9 protein-coding genes and 5 tRNA genes are annotated in these 11,680 nt (G+C 56.3%); 2 read left to right on the top strand and 12 right to left on the bottom strand.

What is annotated here, in order from left to right; genetic code table 11:
* Positions 1 to 3: 3 nt before the first annotated feature.
* Positions 4 to 1,551 (top strand): multidrug efflux MFS transporter permease subunit EmrB, encoded by a 1,548-nt coding sequence (emrB, locus tag M2433_RS21900; protein WP_047348081.1) that lies wholly within the window; start codon positions 4 to 6, stop codon positions 1,549 to 1,551.
* A gap of 195 nt (positions 1,552 to 1,746) precedes the next feature.
* Positions 1,747 to 3,402: a 2-isopropylmalate synthase gene (leuA, locus tag M2433_RS21895; protein WP_429057695.1), complete on the top strand. Its 1,656-nt coding sequence runs from the start codon at positions 1,747 to 1,749 to the stop codon at positions 3,400 to 3,402.
* On the opposite strand, the gene M2433_RS21890 is transcribed toward leuA, so the two are convergent.
* The 12 genes from M2433_RS21890 to alaS all read right to left on the bottom strand — a co-directional run bounded on the left by M2433_RS21890 (position 3,389) and on the right by alaS (position 11,669).
* Positions 3,389 to 4,153, bottom strand: coding sequence for an AraC family transcriptional regulator (locus M2433_RS21890; protein WP_429057696.1), 765 nt, complete (start codon positions 4,151 to 4,153; stop codon positions 3,389 to 3,391). The genes leuA and M2433_RS21890 overlap by 14 nt on opposite strands.
* A gap of 54 nt (positions 4,154 to 4,207) precedes the next feature.
* Entirely contained in the window at positions 4,208 to 4,723 is a 516-nt protein-coding gene (gene luxS, locus M2433_RS21885) for an S-ribosylhomocysteine lyase (protein WP_047646219.1), read from the bottom strand.
* 153 nt (positions 4,724 to 4,876) lie between these two features.
* Positions 4,877 to 6,421 carry a glutamate--cysteine ligase gene (gene gshA / locus M2433_RS21880; protein WP_429057698.1) on the bottom strand — a complete coding sequence of 515 codons (1,545 nt, stop codon included), beginning with the start codon at positions 6,419 to 6,421 and terminating at the stop codon, positions 4,877 to 4,879.
* A gap of 83 nt (positions 6,422 to 6,504) precedes the next feature.
* Positions 6,505 to 6,933: a YqaA family protein gene (locus tag M2433_RS21875; RefSeq protein ID WP_008499541.1), complete on the bottom strand. Its 429-nt coding sequence runs from the start codon at positions 6,931 to 6,933 to the stop codon at positions 6,505 to 6,507.
* Positions 6,930 to 7,496 (bottom strand): fructose-1-phosphate/6-phosphogluconate phosphatase, encoded by a 567-nt coding sequence (gene yqaB / locus M2433_RS21870; protein ID WP_429057700.1) that lies wholly within the window; start codon positions 7,494 to 7,496, stop codon positions 6,930 to 6,932. The genes M2433_RS21875 and yqaB overlap by 4 nt, the downstream gene beginning before the upstream one ends.
* Before the next feature lie 249 nt (positions 7,497 to 7,745).
* A tRNA-Arg gene (locus M2433_RS21865) sits at positions 7,746 to 7,822 on the bottom strand.
* 28 nt (positions 7,823 to 7,850) lie between these two features.
* A tRNA-Arg gene (locus M2433_RS21860) sits at positions 7,851 to 7,927 on the bottom strand.
* A gap of 29 nt (positions 7,928 to 7,956) precedes the next feature.
* Positions 7,957 to 8,033, bottom strand: a tRNA-Arg gene (locus tag M2433_RS21855).
* Between the two features lie 64 nt (positions 8,034 to 8,097).
* Positions 8,098 to 8,174, bottom strand: a tRNA-Arg gene (locus M2433_RS21850).
* Between the two features lie 4 nt (positions 8,175 to 8,178).
* A tRNA-Ser gene (locus M2433_RS21845) sits at positions 8,179 to 8,271 on the bottom strand.
* 343 nt (positions 8,272 to 8,614) lie between these two features.
* Positions 8,615 to 8,800, bottom strand: coding sequence for a carbon storage regulator CsrA (csrA, locus tag M2433_RS21840; protein WP_000906486.1), 186 nt, complete (start codon positions 8,798 to 8,800; stop codon positions 8,615 to 8,617).
* A gap of 241 nt (positions 8,801 to 9,041) precedes the next feature.
* Positions 9,042 to 11,669, bottom strand: a complete 2,628-nt coding sequence (gene alaS / locus M2433_RS21835) for an alanine--tRNA ligase (RefSeq protein ID WP_429057715.1) — start codon at positions 11,667 to 11,669, stop codon at positions 9,042 to 9,044.
* Positions 11,670 to 11,680: the final 11 nt, after the last annotated feature.

Here is an 11,680-nt window from a genome sequence, read left to right as displayed (position 1 = left end):
GTTATGCAACAGCAAAAGCCGCAAAAACCGCTGGAAGGCGCGCAGCTGGTCATTATGACCATTGCGCTGTCGCTGGCGACATTCATGCAGGTGCTGGACTCCACCATCGCAAACGTGGCGATCCCGACCATCGCCGGTAACCTTGGCTCGTCGCTGAGCCAGGGGACCTGGGTCATTACCTCGTTTGGGGTGGCAAACGCCATCTCCATTCCGATTACCGGCTGGCTGGCGAAGCGCGTCGGTGAAGTGAAGCTCTTCCTCTGGTCGACGGTATTGTTCGTTCTGGCCTCCTGGGCGTGCGGCATGTCCAGCAGCCTGACGATGCTGATATTCTTCCGCGTCATTCAGGGGATTGTCGCCGGGCCGTTGATTCCGCTGTCGCAGAGTTTACTGCTGAACAACTACCCGCCGGCAAAACGCTCTATCGCGCTGGCGCTGTGGTCGATGACCGTGATTGTTGCGCCAATCTGCGGGCCGATTTTGGGCGGGTACATCAGCGATAACTACCACTGGGGCTGGATCTTCTTTATCAACGTGCCCATCGGTGCGCTGGTGGTACTGATGACGCTGCAGTCACTGCGCGGGCGCGAAACGCGTACCGAACAGCGGCGCATTGACGGTATCGGGCTGGCGCTGCTGGTTGTCGGCATTGGTAGCCTGCAGATCATGCTCGACCGAGGTAAAGAGCTCGACTGGTTTGCCTCTTCGGAAATCATCGTTCTGACGGTGGTCGCCGTCGTCGCCATTAGTTTCCTGATCGTCTGGGAGCTGACGGACGACAACCCGATAGTCGACCTGTCGCTGTTTAAGTCGCGAAACTTTACCATCGGCTGTCTGTGTATCAGCCTCGCCTACATGCTCTACTTCGGCGCGATCGTTCTGCTGCCGCAGCTGTTGCAGGAGGTATACGGCTATACCGCAACCTGGGCAGGTTTAGCCTCGGCGCCGGTTGGATTGATTCCGGTTCTGCTGTCGCCGATTATTGGCCGCTTCGCTCACAAGCTCGACATGCGCCGGCTGGTGACGTTCAGCTTCATCATGTACGCCGTGTGCTTCTACTGGCGCGCGTACACGTTCGAACCGGGAATGGACTTTGGCGCCTCCGCGTGGCCGCAGTTTATTCAGGGCTTTGCCGTGGCGTGCTTCTTTATGCCACTGACCACCATCACGCTTTCCGGCTTACCGCCTGAGCGCATGGCGGCGGCATCGAGCCTGTCGAACTTTACCCGAACGCTGGCGGGCTCCATCGGGACGTCGATCACCACGACGCTGTGGACCAACCGGGAATCGATGCACCATGCTCAACTCACCGAAGCGGTGAACCCGTTCAACCCCAACGCGCAGCAGATGTATAGCCAGCTGGAGGGAATGGGCATGACGGAGCAGCAGGCATCCGGCTGGATCGCCCAGCAGATCACCAACCAGGGCCTGATTATCTCGGCCAACGAGATTTTCTGGATATCGGCAGGGATCTTTATCGTCCTGCTGGGGCTGGTGTGGTTTGCTAAACCCCCGTTTGGCGCCGGTAGCGGCGGCGGCGGTGCGCACTAGTTCTTGTGCGCAGGATGCCGGGTGGCGCTACGCTTACCCGGCCTACGCTTACCGGGCCATCATTCGTAGGCCCGGTAAGCGTAGCGCCACCGGGCAACCGCCCCGGCTGTCCAGAACGCGACAGCGATTGTCAGTTTCGATAAAGCAGCGCGCCTGAAATCGATTCACGATAGTGAAAAGACAAAGGAGCGCACCATGCTGAACACACCCGCCGACAAGTACCAGCCTTATCCCATGCTTTCCCTGCCCGACCGCCGCTGGCCGGAGCAACGCATCACCCGCGCGCCGCGCTGGCTCTCCACCGACTTACGCGACGGCAACCAGGCCCTTGCCGAGCCGATGGACAGCGCGCGCAAGCTGCAGTTCTGGAACCTGCTGCTGGACTGCGGATTCAAAGAGATTGAGGTGGCCTTCCCGTCCGCCTCCCAGACCGACTTCAATTTTGTGCGCCAGCTGATTGAAGAAAACCGCATTCCGGATGACGTCACGATTCAGGTGTTAACCCAGGCGCGGGAAGATCTGATCGTCCGGACCTTTGAATCGTTACGCGGCGCGAAGCAGGCCACCGTCCATCTGTATAACGCCACCGCCCCGCTGTTCCGCCGCCTGGTGTTCGGCATGGAGAAAGCGCAAGTCGTCGAGCTGGCAACGCGCGCCACGCGCCTTATTCGTCAGCTGTGTGAAGAGAACCCGGATACCCGCTGGCAGTACGAGTACTCTCCGGAGACCTTCTGCTTTACCGAGCCGGAGTTTGCGCTGGAGATTTGTGAAGCCGTGGCGGAAATCTGGCAGCCGTGCGACGAACGCCCGATGGTGATCAACTTACCCGCGACCGTCGAAGTCAGCACGCCGAACGTGTATGCCGATCAGATCGAATATTTCTGCCGCCACTTCAGCCGCCGCCGCGACGTCTGCATCAGCGTGCATCCGCATAACGACCGCGGTACCGGCGTTGCCAGCGCCGAGCTTGCCGTGATGGCGGGCGCTGACCGCGTGGAGGGCTGTCTGTTCGGTAACGGAGAGCGCACGGGCAACGTCTGCCTGGTGACGCTGGCGATGAACCTCTATAGTCAGGGCGTTAGCCCGAATCTGGACTTTAGCGACATGAACCGCGTAGTGGAAGTGGTGGAAGCCTGTAACCAGCTGCCGGTGCATCCGCGCCATCCGTGGGCCGGTCGGCTGGCCTATACCGCCTTCTCCGGCTCGCACCAGGACGCGATCAAAAAAGGCTTTGATGCCCGCAGGCCTGGCGATCGCTGGGAGATGCCTTACCTGCCCGTGGACCCGCAGGATATCGGCTGCACCTACGAAGCGGTGATCCGCGTGAACAGCCAGTCAGGGAAAAGCGGCAGCGCGTGGCTTATTGAGCAAAATCACGGCCTGAAGCTGCCGCGCGCCCTGCAGCAGGACTTCAGCCAGCACGTGCAGCAGGAAACGGACCGCCACGGAAAAGAGATGACGCAAAACGCGCTGTGGCAGCTTTTCCGCACCCGCTACGGCCTGGTGGCAACGCCGCCGTTTGCGCTGCAATCCTATCGCAGCGATGGCCAGCAGGACGGTACGCTGCGTTTGACGGCAAGCGTCGTCACGCAGGGGGGAACGCGCCAGCTGGAAGGTCAGGGTAACGGCCTGCTGTCCGCCGCCGCTCACGGCCTGAGCCGCTGGGTTAACGCGTCGTTTGTGATTAAGGACTATCATGAACATACGTTAGGCGAGCGCAGCGACAGCCGCTCGGTGGCGTACATTCGCTGCCTGTTCCAGGACGGCAGCAGCCGCTGGGGCGTAGGCATTGACGGCGACGTCTCGCGCGCCTCGCTTCAGGCGCTTTTTAATGCGGTTAGCTGTCTTTGAAGTATTCGCTGGGTGAAATGCCCATCACCCGGCGGAACATGGCCGTAAAGGCGCTGTGGCTACCGTAACCCAGTTCCAGCGCCACGCGCAGCACCGGCTGGCCCTGCGCCAGCCGCACTAAGGCTTCCAGCAGGCGCGCCCTTCTCACCCACTCACCGTAGCTTAATCCCGTCTGCTGCTGAAAATGGCGGTTCAGGGTACGCTCGCTCATCCCTACCATGCTCGCGGCCTGCGCGCTGCTCCAGCTTTCTCCTGCGTTTTGCCCGATTTGCAGACACAGATGACGTAATGCCTCACTTTCTGGCTCCGGCAGATGAAACGGCAGTACCGGCATCATGCGAATTTCATCGAGGATCAGCTCATAGACACGTTCATCCCGGCTGCCGGGTGAGTACGATTCAGGCAAAGCAAGGGCGGCAAGGATCAGCTCGCGCAGCAGCGGGGAGATCTGCACGATCTGGCAGGTAGCAGGGAGATCGGCCCGCGCCAGCGGATCGATAAACAGCGTTCGCGCCGCCACGTTGCCGGTGATACGCAGCGAGTGGCGTGTCCCCGCCGGCAGCCAGACGCCGCGGCCGGGAGGAACCACCCAGTAGCCCGATGCGGTATCCACCCGCACCACGCCGCTCAGGGTGTGCAACAGCTGCGCGCAGTCATGCTCATGCCACGGTTCGCTGTCACCGTGAACGTAGTCATGGGCAAACGGAACAAGGGGACGATGGGCAAAGGAGAAGGTTGCGGTTGTGGTCATGGGGTTAAACCACCCTCACCCTACCCTCTCCCTGAGGGAGAGGGAAAAGGTGCACTAGATGTGCAGTTCCTGCAGTTTTTCTTTTGGCAGGGCCAGCTCTTCGTTGCTGTTCACGCGAACATCACGCTCGATGATGTGACGCGCGATTTCCTGCGCTTCTTCCAGAGAGTGCATCTGGTAGGTTCCGCACTGGTAAACGTTCAGCTCAGGGATCTGGTTCTGCTCTTTCACCTTCAGCACGTCTTCCATCGCCGCCTTCCACGCGTCCGCGACGCGCTTCTCATCAGGCACGCCAATCAGGCTCATGTAGAAACCGGTACGGCAGCCCATTGGAGAGATATCGATGATCTCAACGCCGTTGCCGTTCAGGTGGTCACGCATGAAGCCAGCAAACAGGTGCTCCAGCGTGTGAATGCCTTTCTCTGGCATCACTTCTTTGTTTGGCACGCAGAAGCGCAGATCGAATACGGTGATCGTGTCGCCGTGCGGAGTGTGCATGGTCTTCGCCACGCGGACTGCAGGTGCTTCCATACGGGTATGGTCGACAGTAAAGCTATCTAATAACGGCATACGTCACCTCCGATAGTGATTTTTTTTAAAATAAACTGAACTCTTCTACAGAATGCGCGTCTGAGTATATGAAAGACGCGCATTTGTTATCATCATCCCTGAATTCAGAGATGTATATTTTGGCCACAGCGATGTGGCCTTTTTCTTTTCTGCTTAAGCCTGCTTCGCCAGAAACGCCTCAAACGACTCGGTATCCGCCGCTTCAACCTCTTTCTGACGCACAACGGACGCATCGCGTTCCGCTACAAAATCCGCTTCGCTCAAGACTTCTAATGGCTCATGCATCAGCATCTCACGGTATTCCGCCGCAAGCGATCGCCCGGTACCGCCAATGCCCTGATCGATCATGGAACGCAGAATGCGTGCTGAGAACGTCAGTTCCGGGTTATCAAAGCATTCAACCAGCTGGTCGCAAATCTGTTGATACGCATCGCCGCCGTCGATGCTGTCCATCGTCCGGGCAACACGCTTCAGGTCACGGAACAGATCTTTACCGACTTTCGTCAGCGGGAACTGCGCGGTTTCGCAGCCGATACCCAGCGTCAGACCCGGTTTACGCCCTTCCAGAATCACGCGGTTCCAGTTTGTACGTGTACAGAGCAGCTCGTCTGAACTCATTTCAGGCGCATCCGCCAGCACGCACCAGACCATAAACAGATCCAGGAAGCGAATCTGCTGTTCATCAACGCCAATCGGTGAGAACGGGTTGATATCCAGCGAGCGCACTTCAATGTATTCAATCCCGCCGCGCTGCAGCGCGTCCGACGGGGTTTCACCGCTGCGCGTCACGCGCTTAGGACGAATAGGCGCATACAGCTCGTTTTCAATCTGCAGGACGTTGCTGTTGATCTGCAGGCGCTTGCCGTCTTTTTCGAGGCCGATTTTTTCGTACTCTTCCGACGGAGTTTTGATCGCCCGCTTCAATCCTGCCACATATTCGTGCAGTTCGTTAAACGTAATTCCGAGATTGCTTTGCGATTTATTGGTATAACCCAAATCGCTCAGGCGCAGAGAGGTGGCGTACGGGAGGTAGTACATCCCACACTCGGTCTTCTCGAACGGCAGCGTGGTCGGTTTCCCCTGCAGGAATGATGAGCAAATGGCCGGCGACGCGCCGAACAGATACGGGATCACCCAGCCAAAACGGTAATAGTTGCGGATCAGGCGGAAGTAGCCTTCAGAGATGGCGTCTTTATCGGTTTCACCGCATTTCGCCTGCCAGAAGGCCATCGGCAACGAGAAATTGTAATGCACGCCAGAGATGGTCTGCATCAACGCACCGTAGCGGTTTTTCAGCCCCTCACGATAGAGCGTTTTCAGCCGACCAATATTTGACGTGCCGTACTGCGCCAGCTCAATTTCCTGGCCCTGCTCGATATAGCACGGCATGCTGAGGGGCCACATACGTTCGTCGCCCAGATTACGCGCGGTATAGCGATGAATATCGCGCATGATCGTCAGCATACGATCAATATCACCCTCTACCGGGGTAATGAACTCCAGCAGCGCTTCAGCGAAATCGGTTGTGATCCATTTATGTGTCAGCGCCGAGCCTAACGCCTTCGGGTGACCCGTTGTCGCTAAGCTACCGTCCGCGTTAACGCGCAGCGTTTCACGCTCAAGACCACGCTGAATACCCTTCAATGCCTGAGGGTGGTTTTCCAGCCAGGCCAGCGCCTGAGATACGTCCGGGATCAAATTGACCTCCCGCCTGTCAAAGTAATGTTACTCAGCATAATTGTAATGGTTGACGATTGAAGGTCGCGTATTCATTCCACCAATTAGTGCCACCACGTCATACCCTGCAGCGTTGCCCATGCCACGAGAACATAGCGCAACGCCTTGCCAAGGCACAAAAAAAAGAGCACTGGCCCCCAGGAGATGCGCATCCATCCCGCCAGCAGACACAGTAAATCGCCTATTACAGGCATCCAGCTTAATAACAGCGTGGCAGCGCCATAGCGTTTTAGCCAGCCGACTGCCTTTTCCTGCCAGCGCGATTTTTCACGCAGCGGAAAGAAACGCCCAAGAATAACGTTAGTCAGCCCTCCAAGGCTATTACCCATTGTTGCTATTAATACCAGCAACCAGGGCTGACTCACGCCGGACAACAGCATCGCCACCAGCACCACTTCCGAATTTCCCGGTAACAGCGTGGCGCTTAAAAAACTGCTGGCGAATAATGAAGCAAGTGACAGCGCGTCACTCACAGTAAGCGCACATCCACCGCGGCCATGCCGGCATCACGCGCGGCCTGAATACCGAAATCGGCATCTTCAAACACAACGCATTTTGCCGCCGGGACGCCCATTAACTCTGCGCAAAGCAGGAAGGTGTCCGGTGCGGGCTTGTGATTTTTAACATGATCGGCGGCAACCACGGCAGAAAAATAGTGGCGCAGGCCAAGATGATTGAGCAAAGTTTCTGCAATCGCGCTTTCGCTGCCCGTTCCCACCGACATCGGACGACGTCCGTGCCACTCTTTCACGACATCAATCAGCGGAAGCGGGCGTACGGTATCTAAAAGCATGGCTTTTACCGCATCGGTTTTTTCACGCGCGAGCAGGTGCGGGTCGAGATCGGCCTGATTCATTTCAATCACGGCCTGCGCAATACGCCAGGTGGGGGATCCGTTGAGGGCAATCATCGCCTGAAGGTCGAAACGCATACCGTAGCGGCCCAGAACGTCAGTCCAGGCTTGACGATGCGTAGGTTCGGTATCCAGGAGAGTGCCATCCATATCGAAGATCAAACCGTCATACTGTGCGTACATCGTGCTCTCGCTAACCGATTAACAAAGCATTACTTTATCGCAAAAGGGGGTTTTTGTCGCTGACTGAGAGTGTGATTACTGACGGAACGTCGAAGGAATAAACAAAGAAGGAGAAGATGGTGCATCCGGGAGGATTACTCGGCTGCGCCTCGCCCTGCGGGCCGTTGCTGAAGCAACGTTATCCTCCCTGGTGCTTGCGATTAACTCGCAGACCTTGAAACAACAGCGTGGCTATTATCTCGGAGAATATGGTGCATCCGGGAGGATTCGAACCTCCGACCGCTCGGTTCGTAGCCGAGTACTCTATCCAGCTGAGCTACGGATGCATCGGGAAATGCTTTTAGAAACAGTAAATGGTGCATCCGGGAGGATTCGAACCTCCGACCGCTCGGTTCGTAGCCGAGTACTCTATCCAGCTGAGCTACGGATGCATCAGGGTACTGCTTTCAGAAATAGTAAATGGTGCATCCGGGAGGATTCGAACCTCCGACCGCTCGGTTCGTAGCCGAGTACTCTATCCAGCTGAGCTACGGATGCATCGGGATTTACTACTGTACTACTCGATATTCATATCACTTCTAAAGCAATATGAAGTAATAGATGGTGCATCCGGGAGGATTCGAACCTCCGACCGCTCGGTTCGTAGCCGAGTACTCTATCCAGCTGAGCTACGGATGCAAAATGGCGGTGAGGCGGGGATTCGAACCCCGGATGCAGCTTTTGACCGCATACTCCCTTAGCAGGGGAGCGCCTTCAGCCTCTCGGCCACCTCACCACACAACGCCTCTTTCGAGTGCTTCGAGTAACTCGTTAAGAGCTTCTCGTCGCTGCGTGGCGCATATATTACTTTCTGGGACTTATAAGTCAAACAATTTTCCAAAAGCTTTTATCGTTTGCACAAATCACACGCAATTCGCATGTAAAAGCCGCAAAGAGGGTGTTTTATAAGCGGATTTTGCAGTCATCTTCACAGAAAACCTGGGCAGAAATGGCGGTGTTGAGACGAGTAAAGGGCAAAGGAGTGGTTAAAAAGAGAGCGATTGAAATTAAACGGTAACTTTAAGCAGGGAAAATGACGGGAGAGGTTGCGTCTCGCCCGACAGCGAGACGCGACAATATCAGTAACTGGACTGCTGGGATTTTTCAGCCTGGATACGCTGGTAGATCTCTTCACGGTGGACAGATACTTCTTTAGGAGCGTTAACACCAATACGTACCTGGTTACCCTTTACCCCTAAAACTGTCACGGTGACCTCATCCCCAATCATGAGGGTCTCACCAACTCGACGAGTCAGAATCAGCATTCTTTGCTCCTTGAAAGATTAAAAGAGTCGGGTCTCTTGTATCCCGGCATTATCCATCATATAACGCCAAAAAGTAAGCGATGACAAACACGTAAAGTGTAAGCAGTCACGGCATCACATTCTGTTAAACGTAAGTTTAGCCGATATACACAAACTCAACCTGACTTTATCGTTATCGATAGCACAGTGAACAAGACGCCATAACGTTACCGCTATGGCGTCTGCTTGTGCTTTGTAGTTATTACAGTTTCGCGCTTACCCAGCTTTCAACGCTGGCCAATGCTGCAGGGAGTGCCGCCGCATCCGTACCACCGGCTTGCGCCATGTCCGGACGACCGCCACCCTTGCCGCCCACCTGCTGAGCGACCATACCAATCAGTTCCCCTGCTTTTACGCGGTCGGTCACATCCTTAGAGACGCCCGCAATCAGAGAAACCTTACCTTCTGCCACTGTCGCCAGCACGATAACGGTAGAACCAAGCTGGTTCTTGAGATCGTCGACCATAGTACGCAGCATCTTAGGCTCAACGCCCGCCAGATCGCTGACCAGCAGTTTGACGCCCTTAATGTCTACAGCTTTGCTGGAGAGGTTTGCACTCTCCTGCGCCGCAGCCTGCTCTTTCAGCTGCTGCAGCTCTTTTTCCAGCTGACGCGTGCGATCCAGCGCAACGCGCACTTTCTCGCCCAAGTTCTGGCTATCGCCTTTCAGAAGCTGCGCGATGTCGTGCAGCTGATCGCTCTGCGCATGCAGGCTGGCGATTGCGCCTTCACCGGTCACCGCTTCAATACGACGCACACCTGCCGCCGTACCTGATTCAGAAACAATGCGGAACAGGCCGATGTCACCGGTGCGCGATGCGTGCGTACCGCCACACAGCTCGGTAGAGAAGTCGCCCATGCTCAGCACGCGAACGCGGTCGTCATATTTCTCGCCAAACAGCGCCATCGCACCTTTTTTCTTCGCGTCTTCGAGCTCCATGATGTGGGTCTCGATTGGCAGGTTACGACGGATCTGCGCGTTCACCAGATCTTCCACCGCACGGATTTCAGACGGTTTCATCGCTTCAAAATGCGAGAAGTCGAAACGCAGCACTTTGTCGTTAACCAGAGAACCTTTCTGTGCAACGTGGGTACCCAGCACGTCGCGCAGGGCAGCGTGCATCAGGTGGGTTGCAGAGTGGTTCAGACGAATGCGCGCACGGCGAGCTTCATCAACGTTAGCCTGAACGCCCTCGCCCACTTTCAGAGAACCGGAAATCAGTTTGCCCTGATGACCAATCGCCTGACCGTATTTCTGGGTGTCGCTTACGCTGAAGCTGAAGCCATTGCCTTTCAGTTCACCTTTATCGCCCACCTGGCCGCCGGATTCCGCATAGAACGGCGTTTTGTCCAGAATGACGACTGCATCCTGACCTGCGCTGATGCTGTCTACGGCTTTACCGTCAACAAACAGGGCAGTCACTTTGCCGGTCAGCTCCAGCGCTTCATAACCTTTGAATTCAGACGCGCTATCAACGCGGATCATCGCGTTGTAGTCTGCACCGAAACCGCTGGACTCGCGCGCGCGACGACGCTGCTCTTCCATCGCGGCTTCGAAGCCCGCTTCGTCAACTTTGATGTTGCGCTCGCGGCAGACGTCTGCCGTCAGGTCAACCGGGAAGCCGTAGGTGTCGTACAGGCGGAAAGCGGTTTCGCCATCCAGCGTGTCGCCTTTAAGCTTCGCCAGCTCTTCGTCCAGCAGCGCCAGACCGCGCTCCAGCGTACGTGCAAACTGCTCTTCTTCGGTTTTCAGTACCTGTTCGACCTGCGCCTGCTGGCGTTTCAGCTCATCACCGGCAGCACCCATCACGCCAATCAGTGGCCCAACGAGTTTATAGAAGAAGGTGTCCTTCGCGCCCAGCATGTTGCCGTGACGGATAGCACGACGAATGATGCGACGCAGCACGTAGCCACGGTTCTCATTCGACGGGATAACGCCGTCGGCAATCAGGAACGCACAGGAACGAATATGGTCCGCGATAACGCGAAGAGATTTGTTGTTCAGATCGGTCGCGCCGGTCACTTCCGCCACCGCTTTGATCAGGGTGCTGAACAGGTCAATCTCGTAGTTGGAGTTAACGTGCTGCAGAACCGCGGCAATACGCTCCAGACCCATACCGGTATCAACGGAAGGTTTCGGCAGCGGCTCCATCGTACCGTCGGCCTGACGGTTGAACTGCATGAAAACGATGTTCCAGATCTCAATGTAGCGATCGCCGTCTTCTTCCGGGCTGCCAGGAGGGCCGCCCCAGATATGGTCGCCGTGATCGTAGAAGATCTCGGTGCACGGACCGCAAGGACCGGTATCACCCATCTGCCAGAAGTTGTCAGACGCGTATGGCGCGCCTTTGTTATCACCAATGCGAATAATACGCTCGCGCGGGATACCGACTTCTTTTTCCCAGATTTCGTAGGCTTCGTCATCGGTTTCATAGACGGTAACCCACAGACGCTCTTTCGGCAGGTTGAACCAGTTTTCACCGGTCAGCAGTTCCCATGCGTACTGGATAGCATCGTGTTTGAAGTAGTCGCCGAAGCTGAAGTTACCCAGCATTTCGAAGAAAGTATGGTGACGCGCGGTGTAACCGACGTTTTCCAGGTCGTTGTGTTTACCGCCCGCACGCACGCAACGCTGTGAGGTTGTGGCGCGGGAATAATTACGCTTGTCGAGACCAAGGAACACGTCCTTGAACTGGTTCATCCCGGCGTTGGTAAACAGCAGAGTCGGATCGTTGTTCGGTACCAGGGAGCTGCTGGCAACAACCTGGTGTCCCTTACTATGGAAAAAATCGAGAAACGCCTGACGGATCTCAGCGGTGCTCTTGCTCATAATTATCCTGA

It is taken from the genome of Enterobacter sp. AC1 (assembly GCF_050434705.1).
GTDB lineage: Bacteria > Pseudomonadota > Gammaproteobacteria > Enterobacterales > Enterobacteriaceae > Enterobacter > Enterobacter cloacae_L.
This window is presented reverse-complemented; position numbering and strand designations above follow the sequence as displayed.